This window comes from Dactylosporangium sp. CA-139114 (genome assembly GCF_050955725.1).
Lineage (GTDB): Bacteria > Actinomycetota > Actinomycetes > Mycobacteriales > Micromonosporaceae > Dactylosporangium.
On the sequence record NZ_CP192080.1, the window covers coordinates 4,081,069 to 4,100,152 of the forward strand.

A 19,084-nucleotide genomic window follows, 5' to 3' on the forward strand; every position below is an offset into this window, starting at 1 on the left:
ACTGTCAACGCTCTAACTGGAGGTCGCGGGGGGCGCCGGACCCGGTCAGTTCTGGCGTTCGCGCTGCTCGGCGCGGTGCGGGACCTGCTCCGGCACCGCGGGCGGGGCCGTGTCGGCCAGCAGCGCCCGGCGGGCGGCGAGGGCACCGAGCAGGTGCGCGATCTCCACCTCCGGCACCCCCGCCCGGATGCAGGCCCGGCGCAGCGGGTCGTGCAGCGTGTACGCCCCCGGCAGCAGCGGCGCGAGCCGGCGCCCGGCCAGGTTCAGCACGCCGGCCAGGACGTGCTCGCGGCGCACCGGGGCCGGGGCCTCGCCGGCGCCGGGCAGCATCGTGTGCCAGCGGCGCAGGCGGCGGCCCAGGAGCAGGCCCGCCGCCGCGAGACCGGCCACGATCGCGGCCGCCGCGGTCAGGGGGCCGACGTGGTCCCCGGCGAGGCGGCCGGCGGTGAGCACCACCAGGGCCGTGACGACCGCGCCCGCGGCGGCGCCGGGCAGCGCGGCCAGCACGATCGGGGCGGTCGTGGCCGGCGGGCGGATCTGCGCCAGGGTCATGAGCAGCGGCGCGGTGTGCGGCGGCCAGGTCCACGGGCGGGTCAGCACGTCGTCGAGGAGACGGCCGTACGCGGTGCCGCTCGTCATCCGGAACGCGAGCCACCGCCCGGCCAGGGTGCTGCGGTCGTGGTCGCGCCCGGCCAGCAGCGCGGTGGCCACGCCCCGGTCGAGCTGGGCCCGGTGGACCAGCGCCGTCGGCCACGACGGGTGATGCTCGCAGCGGCCGAGGATCGTGTGCAGGACCGGCGGCTCGTCCGCGGCCCGGGCCACCGCGTCGAAGTCGAGCGGGTCGCCGGAGTCCTCGGCCACCGCGACGGCCGCGGCCGGGTCGCGGCGGGCCAGCAGGGTGAGCGCGGCCGAGCCCGGGCCGCCGGTCGCGGCCAGCCGGCGCAGCACGTCGCCGACCGGCGGGGCCTCGTGGCCGGGGTCGTCGCACTGGCCGCCCGCGTCCAGCAGCGGCAGGAGGGTGAGCAGGCGCGACAGCCAGCGGGGGTCGCGTGCGGCGGGCGGGGCACCGGCCAGGGACTCGATCTCGATCCGGGCCGCGCGGCGCACGCCGTCGTCGTCGCACGCGCCCGCCGACAGGGCCGCGCGGAACAGCAGCCGGCGGTCGCTCAGCGCGGACAGATCGTCGATGATCCGCCAGCGCAGCGTCTCGGGGGCCGCCTTCGCGGCACCGACGGCCTCGCTCATCAGGGCCGCGGGCCAGGGGCGCTGGCTGCGCAGGCGGTCGGCCAGGGTGTCCCAGCCACCCCGTCCGGCGGAGGCGGGCTCGGCGGCGACGGGCAGTACGACCGCCGGAATGTGGAAACCGGGGACCGGCTCGGCATGGGAGAGCGTGACCACCGTCGAGGCCGGCGCCTCGCGCGTCAGGGGCCCGATCAGCCCCGCGACCGCGGCCCGGACCGCCCCGCCCGCGTCGTCGAGACCGTCGAGCAGGACCAGGTAGCCGTGCTCGGTCGCCTCGGCGGCGGTAATCGCGGCCAGCACGACGTCGGCCGTCACCGGCCCGTCGGCGGCGAGCTTCGCGAGGTCGACGTACACCGGGCGCTGGGCGGCGGCCGGGTCGGCGGCGGCCCGGCGCCAGGCCGCGCGCAGCAGCCACGGCAGGGGCCGCGGACCCGCCGGACCGGGGGCCGTGAGCAGCCACAGGCGCTCGCCCCGGCGGTCGAGCAGGGCGGCCGGATCGACCCGCTCGCCGCCGCGGCCGAGCAGTGCGGGCGCCTCGGCGCGATCGCCGGGGCCGGCTTCCAGGTGATGAGCGGCGTGCCGGCGCAGGGTGCGCTGCGCCGGGTGCCGCGGCATCCGGTTCGCGGGCATCGACGTCGAGGCTCCGAACGAGTGGGGAATGCTGACCCCGCCATCGTGCGCTCGACGATCACTGCGGGTAGCGGGAAAACTCGCGCATCCATCGAACGGGGTAGCCCTCCCGCCCGGCCTCGCACACGGTGTGCGACGGGGTGGGTGCTGCGGGGTACGCCGAACGAGTACGGCCCCGGCCTGCGGCGGACCGGTTGTGCGTATCGAGCAGGCTGGATCAGGTGAATTCCGCGGCGATGCGGTTCGCGGCGGCCAGCATGTCCCTCGCGACCGGCTGCAGGCCGAGCTCCGTCAGCACCAGGCCGGTCGCGACGCGCTCGGCGTTGCCCCACTCCCAGATCGCGACCTCGTCCCGGCCGGTCCGGCGGGCGAGCCGGCGCGCCCGGGCGCGGGGGTCGGCGGCGGTGAGCAGCTCCTCGGGGTCCTCCCGCATGAGGATGCCGAGGTCGTACTCCGCGTCGGCCAGCAGCCCGTCCGGGTCGACGAGCCGGAAGCCGCCGCCGGGCGCCCGCAGCGCGTTCCACTGGTGCACGTCGCCGTGCACGAGCACCGCGCGCTCGTCGTCGTGGGCCGCGCCGCGCCGCTCGCAGCAGGCCAGGGCGTGCGCGACCGTCCGCTCCGGGCACGGGCGGCCGGTGCGCTCCCACGCGGCGGTGATGCACGCGGCCAGCCAGCCCGCCTTCCACCGCCCGGTGGGCAGGTCCGCGCCGGGCGCCGGGCGCCACACCCGCGCGGCGGCCTCGGTCAGGATGTCGAGGCGCTGCGGCAGCGGTACCGCCAGATCGGACAACGCCGGACCGAGCCGCTCGATCAGCAGCGCCCCGCGGCCCTCGTCGTAGCGCAGCAGCCGGGCGCACCCGTCGCCGCCGGCCAGCCGCAGCACCGTGGCCTCGTGCCGCGCGTGGTCCCCGGGCCGCGGCACGAGCAGCTTGAGCACGGCGGCGGTGCCGTCCGCCAGGTCGGCCGCCACCACGAGCGCCTCGGTCCCGCCCTCGTACACCGGCCCGAGCCGCAGCCCCCACTCCCGCTCCAGCGCGGCGAGCAGCCCCGGCAGCGCCGCGAGCCAGTCCGGCGCCCCGGCCGCGACCGCCTTGCGCCGCACGACCTCGGGGACATCGACGGCCCTGCTCATGCCGGAACGATAGAACACCGCGCTTCGCGGGAACTTTTCCGGGCCGGGCGGCGACTACCCGGGCCACCGTCGTCTGGAAGGATCGGTCGCGTGCTGATACGTCGAGTTCTGGGGTCCGTGTCCGTCGTGCTGGCAGCGAGCGCGGCCGTGCTCGCGCTCACCGCCGCGCCGGCCGCCGCCCACGTGGAGGTCAAGGCCGACAAGGCGCAGGCCGGCGCGGCGGACGTGACCGTCACGTTCACCGCCGAGGCCGAGAGCTCCAAGGCCGGCATCGCCTCCGTCAAGGTCGCGCTCCCGGCCGGGATCGCGCCCGCCGACGTCACCTGGGTCTCCGGCCCGCCCGGCTGGGCGCTGACGGCGGACGCCGACGGGTACACCGTCACCGGGCCGGCGCTGGCGGTCAAGCAGGACGCCGGGTACGCGGTGAAGATCGCCAAGCTCCCCGCCGACGCCACCGACCTGGCGTTCAAGACCCTCGTCACCTACACCGACGGCAAGGTCGACCGCTGGATCGACGCGGCCGGCACCGACAACCCGGCGCCGGTGCTCAAGCTCGCCGCGGCCGCCCCGGGCACCGCGACCAGCTCGGCCGCCCCGTCGCCCGCGGCCACCTCGGCGGCCGCGGCCGTCACCACGACCACCGCCCCGGTCACCACCCCGGGCGACGCCGCCAACGACGAGGCCGACAGCTCCGCGACGCCGTGGGTCGTGCTGGCCGTCGTCGTCGTGGTGGGCCTTGCCGCGGTGCTGTTCTTCCGGTGGCGGCGGCGCGGCGAGTCGGGCGGCCCGGCATGACGGACGCCTGGCCCGCATGACGGAGATCGACCCGGCATGACAGATGTCATGGGGTTGCGGGTGACGCGACGCAGCCTCACCGGGATCGATCCGCCGCCATGCTGAGGGCATGACGAACGAAGCAGTCCAGCTGGCCGGCCTGACCAAACGGTTCGGGCCGGTCACCGCCGTCGACGGCCTGGATCTCACGATCCGCCGCGGCGAGGTCGTCGCGCTGCTCGGCCCGAACGGGGCCGGCAAGTCGACCACCATCGACATGCTGCTCGGGCTGCTGCGCCCGGACGCCGGCGAGGTCCGCCTCTACGGCGAGTCCCCGGCCCGGGCCATCGCCCGCGGCGCCGTCGGCGCGCTCATGCAGACCGGCGGCCTGCTGCCGGACCTGACCGCCGAGGAGACCGTACGCCTCGCCGCCGCCCTGCAGCGCAACCCCCGCGACGTCGGCGAGGTCATCGCGCGGGCCGGCGTCACCGACTTCGCCCGCCGGCGCGTCGGCGGGCTCTCCGGCGGCCAGCAGCAGCGCATCCGCTTCGCGATGGCGCTGGTCAGCAACCCCGACCTGCTGGTGCTCGACGAGCCGACGACCGGCATGGACGTCGAGACCCGCCGCGGCTTCTGGGCCTCGATGCGCGAGGAGACCGCGCAGGGCCGCACGGTGCTCTTCGCCACCCACTACCTCGAGGAGGCCGACGACTACGCCGACCGGATCGTGCTGCTGCGCTCCGGGCGCATCGTCGCCGACGGCACCTCGGCCCAGATCAAGGCGGCCGTGTCCGGGCGCACCATCCGCGCCACGATCCCCGGCGCCGACCTCGCGGGCCTGGCCGGCCTGCCCGGCGTCGAGCGGGTCGAGACCCGCGGCGAGCAGGTCCTGCTGCACTGCGACGACTCCGACGCCGCCCTGCGCGCGCTGCTCGACGCCACCACCGCCCACGACATCGAGGTCACCAGCCGCAACCTCGAAGACGCCTTCATCGCCCTGACCGTCGCCGGGAGCGCATCGTGAACCTCACCTACCTCCGCCTCGAAGCGATCCGCCTGTTCCGCAACAAGCGCGTCGTGATCTTCTCCACCCTGATGCCGGCCCTGCTCGTGCTCATCATCGGCGGCGTGTCCGTCGGCGGCGATCCCGCCGCCAAGCAGTACGTCATGGTCAGCATGGCCCTGTTCGGCGCCATGACCGCGGCCACCTCCAGCGGCGGCACCATCGCCGTCGAGCGCGGCCTCGGCTGGAACCGCACCCTGCGGCTGACCCCGCTGTCGCCCGGCGCCTACGTGCTCAACAAGGTGCTGCTGGCCCTGCTCGTCGCCGTCCCGCCCGTCGTCGTGACGTTCGCGATCGGCGCCGCCGGCCTGCACGTGCGGCTCACCGCGGCCGAATGGGTGCTGTGCTTCGCGGGCGCCTGGCTCTCGTCGCTGCCGTTCGCGGCGCTGGGGGTCGTCATCGGGTACCTCGCCAAGCCCGACAGCGTCCAGCAGGTCGCCGCGCTCATCAACCTGACCCTCGCCGCCTTCGGTGGCCTGTGGGTGCCGGTGAGCCTGATGCCGGACTTCCTGCGGTACATCGCGAAGCTCACCCCGTCGTACTGGACCGGCCAGGTCGCCCGCAGCCCGCTCGACGGCGGCCACGTCGACACCCAGGCCGTCCTCGTGCTGCTCGGCTGGACCCTGGTGCTGGCGGTCATCGCCCTGCGCCGGTTCCGCGTGGACACCGCCCGCGCCTAGGCTTCGCTACCGTGTTCGCCATGCCCAACGCCCAGCCCGCCCGCGGTCCCGGCGCCGGAAGGTTCTTCTGGCTCTGGGCCGCGGTCTGGCTGTTCTACATGACCGGCCCGATCCTCGACGGCTGGCACCGCCCCGAGATCTGGCAGCGGGCCGTCAGCCTGGCCGCCGCCCTGGGATTCTGCGCCGTGTACCTCAGCGGCTTCCTCTCGGTGCGCCGGCGCTACCGGTTCACCGGCCAGCCCCCCGCGCCGGCCGAGGGCGTGGTGCGCGTCGGCGCCATGGTCGTGCTCGCCGCGATCCTCACCGTGGTCGTCGGCGAGTCCGGGCTGACGTCGCTGGTCTACATCGGCGTGACCGGCGTCTTCGCGTTCCCGCCCCGCGGCGCGTGGAGCGTCGTCCTCGGCTCGGCGCTGGTCGCCGGCGTCCTGCCGCGGGTCGTGCCCGGCTGGGACGGCACCATCGACCTGGTCTTCGCGGTCATGGTCGCGGCCCTGGCCGTGTGGGGCGTGACCCGCGTCGTGCAGCGCAACGGCCAGCTCGCCGAGGCCCGCGAGGAGATCACCCGGCTGGCGATCGCGGCCGAGCGCAACCGCTTCGCCCGCGACATGCACGACCTGCTCGGCCACTCGCTCACCGTCGTGTCCGTCAAGAGCGAGCTGGCGGCCCGCCTGGTGCAGCTGGCACCCGAGCGCGCCGAGGCCGAGCTCACCGACATCCAGCGGCTCGTGCGGGAGGCCCTCGCGGACGTGCGGGCGGCCGTCGCCGGCTACCGCGAGATGTCCCTGGCCACCGAGCTCGCCTCGGCCCGCAGCGCCCTGGACGCGGCCGGCATCGAGGCCGACGTGCCGGTGACGGGGGAGGTGGTCGACCCGCAGCGGCAGGAGCTGTTCGCGTGGGTGGTCCGCGAGGGCGTCACCAACGTCGTGCGGCACAGCGACGCCAAGCACTGCTGGATCCGCCTCGGCCACACCGCCGTCGAGATCAGCGACGACGGCCGCGGCCCGCAGGGCCCCGTCGAGGAGCCCGAGCCGGAGGAGGGCCGCGGCGGCCACGGACTCGGCGGCCTGCGGGAACGGCTCGACGCCGCGGGGTGCGTGCTGAGCATCGGCCGGCGCGACGGCGGCGGGTTCCTGCTGCGCGCGTCGGTCGCGTGACCACCCGCGGCCGCCGGGGCGACGCCCCGCACCGCCTCGACCGACCGGCGTCGCGCGTCACGGCGCCGCGCGGGCGCCCCGGGCCGTGAACGCCGCCGCCGTGGCCAGGACCGCGGCGGCCACGGTCTGCACGCGGTAGTCCAGGGTCGCGACCGCCGCGCCGCCGAGCAGCACCGCCGGGCCGGTCGGCACGAACATGACCGAGTTCGCGGTCGCCGCCGCCCGGCCCAGCGCGTGCGCCGGCACCAGCCGCTGGACGGCGGTGATCGCGGCGATCAGCGGGGCGGGCAGGCCGAGGCCCACCAGCACGCAGCCGGCGAGCACCGTCCCCGTCCACGGCGTCGCGCGCAGCAGGGCGCCCGCGGCGAACAGGGCCAGGCCCAGCGCCGAGTAGCCGCGCTCGCCCACGCGGCGCATCAGGGCGCCCGCGAGCAGGCCGCCCGCGACCGAGCCGAGGCCCTGCGCCGGGGTCAGCACGCCCGCGAAGGCCGGGGGCCGGTGGAGGGCGGCGAGCAGCGCGTAGGTGGCGCTGCTCGACAGGCTCGACGCCGCCATCGCGGCCGCGCCCGCCAGGATCAGGCCGCGCAGCTCCGGATCGCGCAGCACCCGCACGCGATCGACCGGGGCGGGCGCCATGGCGGTCTCCGCAGGTGCGGCGGAGACCGCCGGCGCGGCGGAGACGGGGGATGGGCGCAGGCGGGTGAAAGCCAGGGCCGCGGCGACGAAGGTCGCGGCGTTGAGCAGCGCCACCGACGGGCCGCCGAGCCAGGCGAACAGGGCCGCCCCGGCCGCCGGCGCGAACAGCTTCATGCCCTCCGTCACCGTGCGGGTCAGGCCGTTGAAGTCGCCGCGCAGCCCGGCCGGGACCACCGACGGCAGCAGCGCGGCCTCGGCCGCCTCGATCAGCACCGCGCCCGCCCCGACCAGGGTCAGGGCGGCGAACACCAGCCAGACGTGCCCGGTGGCGACCACGGCCATCACCGCGCCCAGCGCCAGGTTCACCACGACGAGCAGCCGCCGCCGGTCCACGCGGTCCGCCACCCCGCCCAGCACCGGGCCGAGCAGCAGCGCCAGCCACAGGCCCGCGTTCACGACGCCGGCCAGAGCGTCCGAGCCCGTCGTCGTCTTCACCCACACGCCCGCGGCCAGGGACATCGCCGAGTCGCCGAAGCCGGAGACGAGGACGCCGCCGAGGTACAGCCGTGCGTTGCGCTCGCCGAGGACCCGAGCCGTCGCCCACCCCATACCCCCAAGCATATAATTGGAGGTATGGCCGACGATGTCCTGCGCGCGCTCGCGCACCCGCTGCGGCTGCGGATGCTCAACCTGATGTGGCCGGGGCCGCTGTCCGCGGCCGAGCTGGCCCGGGAGCTGGCGATCTCGCACGCCCTGGCCAGCCAGCACCTGCGCCGGCTCGCGGACGCCGGGCTGGTGGAGCTGGCCGAGGAGCGCACCCGGCGGGGCGGGCGCGAGCGGCGCTACCGCACCGTGCACGGTTCGCCGCTGTCCGACCAGCGCGAGGGGACCGCGTTCCTGGCCGAGACCCTCGCCCACGGGCTGCGCGAACGGGCCGGCCGGCGCGACCCGCGGCACCCGGGCGTCACCACCGACGGCGAGCTGTGGGTGGCGCCGGAGGCCTGGGAACGGTACCGGACGGGCATCCAGCAGCTCGGCGCCGCCCTGCACGAGGCCGCCCGGCCCGCGCGCAGCCCCGGCACCGTGCCCGTCGCCGTGACCGTGCACGCGTTCCGCACGACCGGGCCGTGAACGCCGTTATTCGCCGGGCAGCATCCGGTACAGCCGGATCGACACGACCGCGAGCCACGCGAAGATGATCGCGACCCCGGCGGCGAAGCCGAGCGTGAAGCCCGGGGCGCTGTTGCCCGAGGCGATGCCGGCGAACGCGAGCAGGAACAGGGTCCCGGACACGCGGGAGTAGATCGCCAGGCCCCGCGACTGGTGCCGGGCCAGCACCCAGGCGGCCGCGGCCACGGCCAGGAAGCCGACCGATCCCGCCACGAGGTGCCCGGCACCGTGCCAGCTCACCGTGCCCGGGCCGTCCGGCGTCCCGGCGGGGAAGCCCAGCGCCGGGTCCGCCCGCAGGCCCCCGGCGGCCACCAGGCTCGCCCCGAACACGCCGACGAGCCGGCCCGCCCAGCGCCCGCGGGGCACGGCCCGGACGATGCCGGCCGCCGCCGCCAGCACCATGAGGCCGGTTACGACGAAGTTCGCGATCTGCAGCCAGCCGAGGGAACCGTTGCTGAGCAGGCTCCACGCGTGCCGGGTGAGATCGAAGCCGTCGCGGGTCAGAGCCTGGGCGAGACTCACCCCGACGTAGCACGGCCCGGCGAGCACGCCGTAGCCGAGCAGGGAGCGGGTGATGCGGTTGGCGCGGATCGCGGCCGTAACAGTCGTCATACCCTCTGCTCGAACGGGACCGGCCCGATCCGACATCCGCTCACCAGAAATCTCCGGACCGCCAGTCACAGGCCAGCACGCCGCCGCCCGGGAGAGCGCCGACGGGCAGCACATAGGTGCTGCCGTCGTCGTCCGGCGTCGCCACCAGCCCCTCGGGCGTCAGCACCGCCGTCGTACCGCTCCAGCGCTGCCAGCCGCGCCGCACGTACAGCCCGGCGGCGCGCTGCGAGGCGGACAGGGCGCCGAGATCGTAGGCGGCGCGCACGATCCGCTCGGCCTCGTCCAGCACCGCCGCGGCGAACCCGAGCCGCTGATGGTCCGGGTGCACCGCGACGGCCTCGACGTACCCGCACCGCAGCGGCACCCCGTCCACCAGCAGCGAGCGCTGCACGACCGCGGCGTGCGCGACGATCCGGCCGCCGGCCTCGCCCAGCACGTGCAGGCCGCCGAGCGCGTGCGCCCAGTCGGTGTCGGCGAACCCGTCGCCGAAGGCGGCGTCGAGCAGCGTGCGCAGCTGGGCGCGCTCGCCCGCGGTCAGGTCGGCGGTGTGCACGGTCCTCATCGCGTCCGACCCTAGCCGCACATCTTCAGCCGTACATCTTCGGCTCCACCATCACCAGCCAGTTCCCGCTGTCGTCGCGGAAGACGGCCTCGACACCGTAGGGGCGGTCCTCCGGCTCCTGCACGAACTCGACGCCCTTGGCCTTGAGCTCGGCCGCCGTCTTGCGGCAGTCGTCGACCCGCAGCCCGAGCCCGCCCATGCCGCCCTTCTCCAGCTGGCGGCGCACGAACGCGGCCGCCTCGTCGTCCAGCGGCGGGCCGGGCGCCATGAGGGTGATCTCGGGCTCGGGGTGGTCCGGGTGCTTCACGGTGCACCAGCGGAACTCACCCATGGTGACGTCCATGCTCGCCTCGAAGCCGAGCACGTTGACGTAGAAGTCGCGGGCACGGTCCTGGTCGAGGCAGTAGACGGTGACGAGGGAGATGTTCGTAATCATGCCCTGGGACGTTACCGGCCGTGACCGGCGTCGCCTTCTCGAAAATTGCGGACCACGCCGGCCATGAACAGCCGGCACCCGGGCACGTGGGGGGCGCCGGCCTTCGCCCAGCGCGCGCGGTACACCGTGGGGCTCTGCCCGACCAGGCGCGTGAACTTCGCCGAGAACGAGCCCAGGCTGGTGAACCCGACCGCCATGCAGACCTCGGTCACGGTCAGGTTCGCGCCGCGCAGCAGGTCCTGGGCGCGCTCGATGCGCCGGCGGGTGAGATAGCGCATCGGCGTCTCGCCATAGGTGCTCTCGAAGCAGCGGATGAAGTGGAACTTCGAGACGCCGGCGACCGCCGCGACCCCGCCGAGGTCCAGCGGCTCGCGGTAGGCGCGGTCGATGTGGTCGCGCGCGCGGCGCAGGTGAGGCAGGAGTCCGACCGGCACCGTCACGGCCTCACGGTACGCGGGGGATGCGGGTTCTGTCCGTGGTCCGCTAGCGTGGCCAGGTGCGCGGCAACCAGAAGTCTCGATACGTCCTCCCGGCCGCGGCCGTGGCGGTGCTGCTCGCAGTGCTGGTCGGGGCCGTGGCGTGCGGCCGGCACGAGCCGTCGCGCACCGCGCAGCCGGGCTCGCCCGCCAGCGTGTCGCCGACGCTGTCGCTCGCCCCGGAGCCGCCGGTCGCGCCGACCTCGGCCGCGCCGTCGCCGGTGCCGACGACCGCGAAGCCGGCGCCGAGCCGGACGGCTCGGACCGCCGAGGGCGGGTTCGTCGTCCGCCCGCCCGGCACCGGGCACGGCCCGGCCTCGTCCGCGTCGCGGACCGGCGGCACCGAGGTCGCGCTGACCTTCGACGACGGCCCCGACCCGGTCAACACCCCCGCGATCCTGCAGGTGCTGCGCGACAACGGCGTGAAGGCGACGTTCTGCATGGTCGGCTTCCGGGTGCGCGACCATCCCGAGCTGGTGCGCCAGATCTACGCCGACGGGCACACGCTGTGCAACCACTCCTGGCAGCACCTGACGGACCTCGCCAAGCGTGACCCGTCGTACATCGACTGGGACCTGCGCAAGACGAACGACGCGATCCACGCGGCGGTGGGGGCGGACGCGCCGATCAGGTACTTCCGCGCGCCCGGGGGCAACTTCACGCCCGCGCTGGTGGCGAAGGCGAAGGCGCTCGGCATGTCCTCGATCTACTGGGACGTGGACCCGCAGGACTGGAACCACAAGCCGGACAAGAACGACCAGGCGCACATCGATCGCGTGGTTTCGCAGATCAAGGGGCATGTGCGGCAGGGGTCGATCATTCTGTCGCACGACAACGCCCAGCCGGACACCATCGTGGCCTATCGCCAGCTCATTCCCTGGATGAAGCGCTACTTCACCCTGACGCGCCTGCCGGTCTGACGCTCGCCGTCGCGGGCCTGCGGGGCGTTCCGGCCTCTGTGGAGGCCGACTGACCGAGCCGCGGCTGGCGCGGGGATCGCGCCTGGGGCGGCGCGGATTACTGCGTTAAATCGTGATTTTAGGGCGTTTGGCAGATTTCGCGGCTTTTATGGCGCTTTGCGCGTTTAGAGCGTTTGATCTTGCGTCTTCGCGGCGCTCCAGGCTGGCCGCGCGTCCGGTGAGTGGCAATGGGGCGCGTACGGGGGCGGTGCGTGCCGGGTCGCTGCGCGCGAACGGTGTTCGCCGGGCGGCGGGCGAGCCTGCAGCGAGGTTGCGCGGGCGCGGACGCGTGCCGGGTCGCTGCGCGCGAACGGCGTTCGCCGGGCTGCGGGCGGGGCTGAAGCGCGGCTGCGTGGGCCTGGGGCGCGGCTGCGTGGGCCTGGGGCGCGGCCGTGTGGGCCTGGCGCGCGGCTGCGTGGGCCCGAAGCGCGGCTGCGTGGGCCGGGTGCGGCTACGCGAGCCTGGCTTCGAGCGCGGCCCGGTCCGGCAGGAACCAGGCGTCCCGCCCCCGGTTGGACTCCCGCATCAGCGCCCGCAGCGCCCCGCTCACCCCGACGTGCGCGGGCACGTCCCCGATCACGGCCAGCCGGACCCGGTAGTTGACCAGCTTCTGCAGGATCTCGCCCGCCACCCCCGTACGCAGCACGAAGAAGTCGTCGGCAAGCCGGCCCACGGGCATCACGACCAGCTCCGCCCCGTGGCTGAGGGCGTCGCCGACGAGGTCGCCGGCCCCGCGCTCGGCGCCGTAGCGGGGCCCCTCCGGGGCCAGGACGAGCGCGTTGACGCCGCTGATCCTCTCCACGTGGTCCACGCCCGCCACGCTACCCACGCGGGAGCCGGTGTAGCAGCACGTCGCGCACCTCACCCCCGGTCAGGGTTGCCGTCATGTAGGTGCAGTGCGGCTGCCGGCGCCGGTCGGTCGGGGAGCCGGGGTTGAGCAGCCGCAGCCCGCCGGGCGCCACGGTGTCCCACGGGATGTGGGAGTGGCCGAAGACGAGGAGGTCGCGGCCCGCGTACCGCGTGGCGCACCGCTGCTCGCGGCCCGCCGCGGGGCCGGTCTCGTGCACGACCGCCAGGCGCACGCCGTCCAGCTCGGCCTCGGCGACCTCGGGCAGGCGGGCGCGCAGGGCCGGGCCGTCGTTGTTGCCGTGCACGCCGATCAGCCGCGCCGCGCGGGACTCCAGGGCGTCGAGCAGCGTGGCGTCGACCCAGTCGCCCGCGTGGATCACGAGGTCGGCGGCCTCCACCGCGGACCAGACCTCGGCCGGCAGGTCGCGGGCGCGGTTCGGGACGTGGGTGTCGGCTAGCAGCAGCAGTTGCATGGCTCGCGTCGTGCCTGGGCTTTCTGGAGATGTGGCAGGGGACCTCGGCGGTGGCGTTCCGGCTTTCTCACCGTACACGACGCATTCAAATCGATCTTACCGTCGGCGACGGTGTGTAGTTGACCCGATTACTCGCCGCCGGTCCTGAGCCTCACGGTCATGGTACCCCGGCCGCCGGCGCGCGAGCCGGCCGTGATTGGCATACAGTCGAAGCTATGCAGTGGCTGCGGAGATGGCCGGTGTACCGGCAGCTCACCGGACCCGATCCGACGGGCCGGGGCGACGCCGTGCGCTCGCGCCGCACCGAGGCCATCACCGCCCGCACCACCCAGGCCGACTCCGTCGCCAAGTCCATCTGCCCCTACTGCGCCGTCGGCTGCGGCCAGCGGGTGTTCGTCAAGGACGGCAAGGTCACCCAGATCGAGGGCGACCCCGACAGCCCGATCTCGCGCGGCCGGCTGTGCCCGAAGGGCTCGGCCAGCAAGAGCCTCGTCACCAGCCCGCTGCGGGTGACGAAGGTGAAGTACCGCCGGCCCTACGGCACCGCCTGGGAGGAGCTCGACCTCGCCGACGCGCTCGAGATGATCGCCGACCGGGTCGTCGCCGCGCGCGCGGAGACCTGGGAGGACCGCGACGAGCACGGGCACCCGCTCAACCGCACGCTCGGCATCGCCAGCCTCGGCGGCGCGACCCTGGACAACGAAGAGAACTACCTGATCAAGAAGCTGTTCACGGCGATCGGCGCGCTGCAGATCGAGAACCAGGCGCGCATTTGACACTCCGCCACCGTCCCCGGTCTGGGGACCAGTTTCGGTCGCGGCGGCGCCACGGGATTCCAGCAGGACCTGGCCAACGCTGACTGCATCGTGATCCAGGGCTCGAACATGGCCGAGGCCCACCCGGTCGGCTTCCAGTGGGTGATGGAGGCCAAGGCCCGCGGGGCGAAGGTCATCCACATCGACCCCCGGTTCACGCGCACCAGCGCCGTCGCCGACACGTTCGTGCCGATCCGGGCCGGGTCGGACATCGCGTTGCTCGGTGGTGTCGTCAACTACATCCTGAGCAACGAGCTGGACTTCCGGGAGTACGTGGTCGCGTACACCAACGCGGCCACGATCGTGCGCGAGGAGTTCCGCGACACCGAGGACCTCGACGGGCTGTTCTCCGGCTTCGACGAGGCGACGCAGGCGTACGACCCGTCGTCGTGGCAGTACGAGGGGCACCAGGACCACAAGCCGGAGCACGGCCACGCGACCCGGGAGACCGCGGGCGGGCTCCAGCACGAGTCCCACGGCGCCCCGGTGCCGGGCCAGACGCAGCGGGACGAGACGCTGCAGCACCCCCGGTGCGTGTACCAGATCCTGAAGCGGCACTTCGCGCGGTACACCCCGGAATTGGTCGAGCAGGTGTGCGGCGTCGCGCCCGAGGTATTCGCGGAGATCTGCGAGGCGTGGACGCGCAACTCCGGCCGCGAGCGCACGACCGCGCTGGTGTACTCGGTCGGCTGGACGCAGCACTCGGTCGGGGTGCAGTACATCCGCACCGGCGCGATCATCCAGCTCCTGCTCGGCAACATGGGCCGGCCCGGCGGCGGCATCATGGCGCTGCGCGGACACGCCAGCATCCAGGGCTCCACCGACATCCCGACGCTGTTCAACCTGCTGCCGGGCTACCTGCCGATGCCGTCCGCGAGCAAGCACGAAACGCTCGACGAGTGGGTCGACGCGATCCGCCACCCGGGGCAGAAGGGCTTCTGGGGCAACGCACACGCGTTCGGGGTGAGCCTGCTCAAGGCGTACTTCGGCGACGCCGCCACGGAGGCCAACGACTACGGCTTCGGGTACCTGCCGCGGATGACCGGCGACCACGGCACCTACCAGCAGGTGCTGTCGATGCTCGACGGGAAGGTCAAGGGGTACTTCCTGCTCGGCCAGAACCCGGCGGTCGGCTCGGCCCACGGGCGCGCCCAGCGGCTCGGCATGGCGCAGCTGGACTGGCTGGTGGTGCGCGACCTGTACGAGATCGAGAGCGCCACGTTCTGGCGCGACGCGCCCGAGATCGAGACCGGCGAGATCGTCACCGAGGAGTGCAAGACCGAGGTGTTCCTGCTCCCCGCGGCCTCCCACGTGGAGAAGGAGGGCACGTTCACCCAGACCCAGCGGCTGCTGCAGTGGCGGCAGAAGGCCGTCGACCCGCCGCGCGACTGCCGCTCCGAGCTGTGGTTCTTCTACCACCTCGGCCGCCTGGTCAAGGACCGCCTGCGACTGTCCACACTGGAGCGCGACCGGGCGGTGCGCGACCTCGCGTGGGACTACCCGACGCACGGCGTGCACGACGAGCCCTCGGCGGAGGCGGTACTGCTTGAGATCAACGGCTACCGCGTCGCCGACGGCGCGGCGGTGTCGGGCTTCAACGAGCTCAAGGACGACGGCTCGACGGCCTGCGGCTGCTGGATCTACTCCGGCGTCTACGCGGGCGGGGTCAACGCCGCGGCCCGGCGCACGCCCGCGTCCGCCGACGACCCGCTCGGCCTCGAATGGGGCTGGGCGTGGCCGATGAACCGCCGCATGCTCTACAACCGCGCGTCCGCCGATCCGCAGGGCCGGCCGTGGAGCGAGCGGAAGGCCTACGTGTACTGGGACGAGGCCAAGGGCGAGTGGACCGGCCCGGACGTGCCCGACTTCGAGAAGACGAAGCCGCCGTCGTACCGCCCGGAGCCCGGTGCGGCCGGCCCCGCCGCGATCGCCGGAGACGACCCGTTCGTCATGCAGGGCGACGGGAAGGGCTGGCTGTACGTGCCCAGCGGTCTCGTCGACGGGCCGCTGCCCACGCACTACGAGCCGGCCGAGTCGCCGGTCGCCAACCCGCTCTACGGGCAGCAGGCGAACCCGACCCGCAAGCGGTACCAGCGCTCCGAGAACCCGATGAACCCGGTCCGCAGCGACGTCTTCCCGTTCGTGTTCACCACGAGCCGGCTCACCGAGCACCACACCGCCGGCGGGATGAGCCGCACCCTCGACTACCTCGCCGAGCTGCAGCCGGCCATGTTCGTCGAGGTGTCGCCCGCGCTCGCGGCCGAGCGCGGGCTCGAGCACCTCGGCTGGGCGCACGTCGTCACCAGCCGCTCGGCGATCGAGGCGCGGGTCATGGTGACCCCGCGGATGCGTCCGCTGCGCATCGACGGGCGACCGGTGCATCAGATCTGGCTGCCGTACCACTGGGGAAACTCCGGCCTCACGACCGGTGACTCCGCGAACGACCTCATCGGCATCGTGCTCGACCCGAACGTGCTCATCCAGGAGACCAAGGTCGGCACCTGCGACGTGCGGCCCGGGCGCCGTCCGCGCGGCGCCGCACTGCGGGCTCTCGTCGACGACTACAACCGGAGGGCGGGCCTGTGAGCATCGACCAGACGCCGCAGCGGGTGGGCTTCTTCACCGACACCAGCGTCTGCATCGGCTGCAAGGCGTGCGAGGTCGCGTGCAAGGAGTGGAACGCCGTCCCGGCCGACGGCCTGGACCTGCTCGGCATGTCGTTCGACAACACCGGCCGGCTCGACGCGAACTCCTGGCGGCACGTCGCCTTCATCGAGCAGCCCGCGCCGCCGTCAGCGGGCTCGGACGGCTCCGGCGACATGCGCTGGCTGATGATGTCCGACGTGTGCAAGCACTGCACGCACGCGGCCTGCCTCGACGTGTGCCCGACCGGGGCGCTCATGCACACCGAGTTCGAGACCGTGATCGTGCAGTCCGACATCTGCAACGGCTGCGGATACTGTGTGACCGCCTGCCCGTACGGTGTCATCGACCGCCGCGAGGGCGACGGGCGAGCCTGGAAGTGCACGCTGTGCTACGACCGCATCGGCGACGGGCTGATGCCGGCCTGCGCGACGGCGTGCCCGACGCAGTCGATCCAGTACGGTCCGCTCGACGAGCTCCGCGAGCGCGCCGAGGCCCGGCTCGAGCAGCTGGGCCGGCCGGAGGCGCGGCTCTACGGGCACGACCCCGGCGACGGGGTCGGCGGGCAGGGGGCGTTCTTCCTGCTGCTGGACGAGCCGGAGGTGTACGGGTTGCCGCCCGCGCCGGTCGCCACGACGCGTAACCTGTCGGGCATGTGGAAGCGGGCGGGATGGGCCGCACTGACCATGGCCGCGGCGGTGGCCGTGTCCTTCCTGGGCCGGCGCCCATGACCGGGCACGCTTCCGGCTCCTTCCCCGGCGACGGTCCCGCGCGCTCGTCCGGCCCCGGACCGGGCAACGGTTCCGCGCGCTCGACCGATTCGGGCCCGGGCAACGGTCCCGCGCGCTCGTCCGGCCCCGGACCGGGCAACGGTTCCGCGCGCTCGACCGATTCGGGCCCGGGCAACGGCTTCGCGCGTTCGTCCGGCTCCGGCAGCGGCCCGCGTGGCGACGACGCGCGCGACGGTGGCGCCCATGGCGGCGGCGGGCACGACGATGGCTCACGTGGCGACGGCGTGCGCGATGGCGGCGCACGTGACGGTGGCTCACGTGGCGGCGGCGTGCGCGATGGCGGCGCACGTCACGGCAGCGCGCGCGACGGTGGCGCACGTGGCGGCGGCGCGCACGACGGTGGTTCGCGGGGCGAGGGCGGGGGGCGTTCGGGGGAGCGGCGGCCGCGGCGTGAGCACGGTGGCGAGGACGTGCAGGTGCCCCGGGCCGACTTCCGGTCCTACTACGGCCGTCCCATCGTCAAGACCCCGGTCTGGTCGCACGACGTGCCCGCGTACCTGTTCACCGGCGGGCTCGCGGCCGGCAGCGCCCTGCTCGCGGCCGGCGCCGACCTGACCGGGCGGCCGAAGACCCGGCGCGCGGCCCGGCTCGCGGCGCTCGGGGCGCTCGGGGCGAGCACCTACTTCCTCGTCAAGGACCTCGGCCGGCCCGAGCGCTTCCACCACATGCTGCGCGTGGCCAAGCCGACCTCGCCGATGTCGGTGGGCACCTGGATCCTCAGCGCGTTCGGCGGCGCCGCCGGGCTCGCGGCCACGACCGAGGCCCGCCCGCGCGGGCTGGTCGGCGGTGCCGGACGGGCCGCCGGGATCGGCGCGGCCGCACTGGCGCCGGCGCTGGCCACGTACACGGCCGTGCTCATCGCCGACACCGCCGCCCCGTCGTGGCACGCCGCCCGCGCCGACCTGCCGTTCGCGTTCGCCGGCAGCGCCCTGGCCAGCGGGGCCGCCGTCGGGCTCATCGCCGCCCCACCGCGCGAGGGCGACCCGGCCCGCGCGCTCGCCGTCGCCGGGGTCGCCCTCGAGCTCGCCGCGACGCACCGCATCGAGCACGGGCTGGGCCTGCTCAGCGAGCCGTATCGCGAGGGCCGGGCCGGCCGCCTCCTGCGCGCCGCGCGCCGGCTCAACCTGGCGGGCGCGGCGGGTGCGGTGCTCGGCTACCGCAGCCGAATCGTGTCGGCGCTGTCGGGCGCGGCGCTGCTGGCCGGCTCCCTCGCGACGCGCTTCGGCATCTTCGAGGCGGGCATGGAGTCGACGAAGGACCCCAAGTACGTCGTCGAGCCCCAGCGCGCCGGCCTCGCCGCCCGCGACGCGAGGCCCTGACCTCCGGCTGCGTGCCGGAGACGCGGCGGGCTCGGTTGTGCGCACGCGCGGCGGTGCGTTGTCCGCTGGACGCGCGGTGGTTTTGGCTGTGCGCATGTGCCGGGTGCGGCGGTGCGCTTGTGCGTTGGACGCGCGGTGGTTTTGGCTGTGCGCATGTGCCGGGTGCGGCGGTGCGCTTGTGCGTTGGACGCGCGACGGCGCCGGGAGTCGCGCGACTCCCGGCGCCGTGGTGTTCGGTGCGGTGCTGTCGTTCCGGAGGGTCAGGCCTTGACGACCAGGCTGCCCACGATCTTGTCGCCGAGGGTCTGGCGCTTGGCGTCCCACAGGGGGAACAGCCAGCCGATGTAGCAGATGATGCTGTCGACGATGTGGGCCAGGTCGCGGACGAAGGCGCCGCCGAAGCCCAGGGGCTGGCCGGTCTGCTCCTTGATCAGGCGCAGGCCCAGGGCCTTCTTGCCCAGGCTCGCGCCCTGGCCGCCGAGGTACCAGCGGTTGTAGATGGTGTAGACCAGCGACAGCAGCGCGAAGACGTAGTAGAGCGGGCCGACGGTGGGGTCGTCGGCGCTCGGGCCGGCGACCAGGTAGCCGATGCCGGAGAGGATCACCGCGGGGATGGCGTCGACGATGGCGGCGCCAACGCGGACGGGCCAGCTTGCGTAGTTCATCGG

General features: G+C 74.6%; 19 protein-coding genes. 9 read left to right on the top strand and 10 right to left on the bottom strand.

Annotation, left to right across the window (positions count from 1 at the left end):
- Positions 1-45: 45 nt before the first annotated feature.
- Both ACQP2P_RS18595 and ACQP2P_RS18600 read right to left on the bottom strand, forming a co-directional pair.
- Entirely contained in the window at positions 46-1,872 is a 1,827-nt protein-coding gene (locus tag ACQP2P_RS18595) for a hypothetical protein (protein WP_433617622.1), read from the bottom strand.
- A gap of 217 nt (positions 1,873-2,089) precedes the next feature.
- The gene (locus tag ACQP2P_RS18600; protein ID WP_433617624.1) at positions 2,090-3,004 is read right to left on the bottom strand and encodes an aminoglycoside phosphotransferase family protein; all 915 of its coding nucleotides are present in this window, start codon (positions 3,002-3,004) and stop codon (positions 2,090-2,092) included.
- 117 nt (positions 3,005-3,121) lie between these two features.
- Here ACQP2P_RS18600 and ACQP2P_RS18605 point away from each other — a divergent pair, with 117 nt between their 5' ends.
- The 4 genes from ACQP2P_RS18605 (at position 3,122) to ACQP2P_RS18620 (ending at position 6,675) form a co-directional block, all read left to right on the top strand.
- Entirely contained in the window at positions 3,122-3,799 is a 678-nt protein-coding gene (locus tag ACQP2P_RS18605; RefSeq protein ID WP_433617626.1) for a DUF1775 domain-containing protein, read from the top strand.
- A 109-nt stretch (positions 3,800-3,908) separates the two neighbouring features.
- Positions 3,909-4,802, top strand: coding sequence for an ABC transporter ATP-binding protein (locus ACQP2P_RS18610; RefSeq protein WP_433617628.1), 894 nt, complete (start codon positions 3,909-3,911; stop codon positions 4,800-4,802).
- Complete coding sequence (locus ACQP2P_RS18615) at positions 4,799-5,521, top strand: ABC transporter permease (RefSeq protein WP_433617630.1); 723 nt, start codon at positions 4,799-4,801, stop codon at positions 5,519-5,521. The genes ACQP2P_RS18610 and ACQP2P_RS18615 overlap by 4 nt, the downstream gene beginning before the upstream one ends.
- Before the next feature lie 20 nt (positions 5,522-5,541).
- Positions 5,542-6,675: a sensor histidine kinase gene (locus tag ACQP2P_RS18620; protein WP_433617632.1), complete on the top strand. Its 1,134-nt coding sequence runs from the start codon at positions 5,542-5,544 to the stop codon at positions 6,673-6,675.
- A gap of 57 nt (positions 6,676-6,732) precedes the next feature.
- Here the strand turns inward: ACQP2P_RS18620 and ACQP2P_RS18625 are convergent, their stop codons facing one another.
- A complete protein-coding gene (locus ACQP2P_RS18625; RefSeq protein ID WP_433617634.1) occupies positions 6,733-7,920 on the bottom strand; it encodes an MFS transporter in 1,188 nt (395 codons plus the stop codon).
- 24 nt (positions 7,921-7,944) lie between these two features.
- Here ACQP2P_RS18625 and ACQP2P_RS18630 point away from each other — a divergent pair, with 24 nt between their 5' ends.
- On the top strand, positions 7,945-8,442 hold the full coding sequence (locus ACQP2P_RS18630; RefSeq protein ID WP_433617635.1) for an ArsR/SmtB family transcription factor: 498 nt from the start codon (positions 7,945-7,947) through the stop codon (positions 8,440-8,442).
- A 6-nt stretch (positions 8,443-8,448) separates the two neighbouring features.
- On the opposite strand, the gene ACQP2P_RS18635 is transcribed toward ACQP2P_RS18630, so the two are convergent.
- From ACQP2P_RS18635 to ACQP2P_RS18650, 4 genes are read right to left on the bottom strand one after another with little or no spacing between them, the layout of a single operon-like run.
- Positions 8,449-9,093 carry a DUF998 domain-containing protein gene (locus ACQP2P_RS18635; RefSeq protein WP_433617637.1) on the bottom strand — a complete coding sequence of 215 codons (645 nt, stop codon included), beginning with the start codon at positions 9,091-9,093 and terminating at the stop codon, positions 8,449-8,451.
- A gap of 40 nt (positions 9,094-9,133) precedes the next feature.
- Positions 9,134-9,655 carry a GNAT family N-acetyltransferase gene (locus ACQP2P_RS18640; protein ID WP_433617638.1) on the bottom strand — a complete coding sequence of 174 codons (522 nt, stop codon included), beginning with the start codon at positions 9,653-9,655 and terminating at the stop codon, positions 9,134-9,136.
- A 25-nt stretch (positions 9,656-9,680) separates the two neighbouring features.
- Complete coding sequence (locus ACQP2P_RS18645) at positions 9,681-10,091, bottom strand: VOC family protein (protein ID WP_433617640.1); 411 nt, start codon at positions 10,089-10,091, stop codon at positions 9,681-9,683.
- Positions 10,092-10,102: 11 nt separating this feature from the next.
- On the bottom strand, positions 10,103-10,531 hold the full coding sequence (locus ACQP2P_RS18650) for a helix-turn-helix transcriptional regulator (RefSeq protein ID WP_433617641.1): 429 nt from the start codon (positions 10,529-10,531) through the stop codon (positions 10,103-10,105).
- Positions 10,532-10,587: 56 nt separating this feature from the next.
- Here ACQP2P_RS18650 and ACQP2P_RS18655 point away from each other — a divergent pair, with 56 nt between their 5' ends.
- Positions 10,588-11,487 carry a polysaccharide deacetylase family protein gene (locus ACQP2P_RS18655; RefSeq protein WP_433617643.1) on the top strand — a complete coding sequence of 300 codons (900 nt, stop codon included), beginning with the start codon at positions 10,588-10,590 and terminating at the stop codon, positions 11,485-11,487.
- Between the two features lie 490 nt (positions 11,488-11,977).
- Here the strand turns inward: ACQP2P_RS18655 and ACQP2P_RS18660 are convergent, their stop codons facing one another.
- Together ACQP2P_RS18660 and ACQP2P_RS18665 are read right to left on the bottom strand one after the other, a co-directional pair.
- Positions 11,978-12,337: a DUF4180 domain-containing protein gene (locus ACQP2P_RS18660; RefSeq protein WP_433617644.1), complete on the bottom strand. Its 360-nt coding sequence runs from the start codon at positions 12,335-12,337 to the stop codon at positions 11,978-11,980.
- 10 nt (positions 12,338-12,347) lie between these two features.
- Complete coding sequence (locus tag ACQP2P_RS18665) at positions 12,348-12,848, bottom strand: metallophosphoesterase family protein (protein WP_433617645.1); 501 nt, start codon at positions 12,846-12,848, stop codon at positions 12,348-12,350.
- 215 nt (positions 12,849-13,063) lie between these two features.
- Here ACQP2P_RS18665 and fdh point away from each other — a divergent pair, with 215 nt between their 5' ends.
- From fdh to nrfD, 3 genes are all read left to right on the top strand, one after another.
- Complete coding sequence (gene fdh, locus ACQP2P_RS18670) at positions 13,064-16,249, top strand: formate dehydrogenase (RefSeq protein ID WP_433617647.1); 3,186 nt, start codon at positions 13,064-13,066, stop codon at positions 16,247-16,249.
- Positions 16,246-17,037 carry a 4Fe-4S dicluster domain-containing protein gene (locus tag ACQP2P_RS18675; RefSeq protein ID WP_433617649.1) on the top strand — a complete coding sequence of 264 codons (792 nt, stop codon included), beginning with the start codon at positions 16,246-16,248 and terminating at the stop codon, positions 17,035-17,037. The genes fdh and ACQP2P_RS18675 overlap by 4 nt, the downstream gene beginning before the upstream one ends.
- Before the next feature lie 470 nt (positions 17,038-17,507).
- Positions 17,508-18,416, top strand: a complete 909-nt coding sequence (gene nrfD / locus ACQP2P_RS18680) for an NrfD/PsrC family molybdoenzyme membrane anchor subunit (RefSeq protein WP_433617650.1) — start codon at positions 17,508-17,510, stop codon at positions 18,414-18,416.
- A 260-nt stretch (positions 18,417-18,676) separates the two neighbouring features.
- Here nrfD and ACQP2P_RS18685 read toward each other — a convergent pair whose 3' ends face one another.
- Complete coding sequence (locus ACQP2P_RS18685; RefSeq protein ID WP_433617652.1) at positions 18,677-19,081, bottom strand: RDD family protein; 405 nt, start codon at positions 19,079-19,081, stop codon at positions 18,677-18,679.
- Positions 19,082-19,084 lie beyond the last annotated feature (3 nt).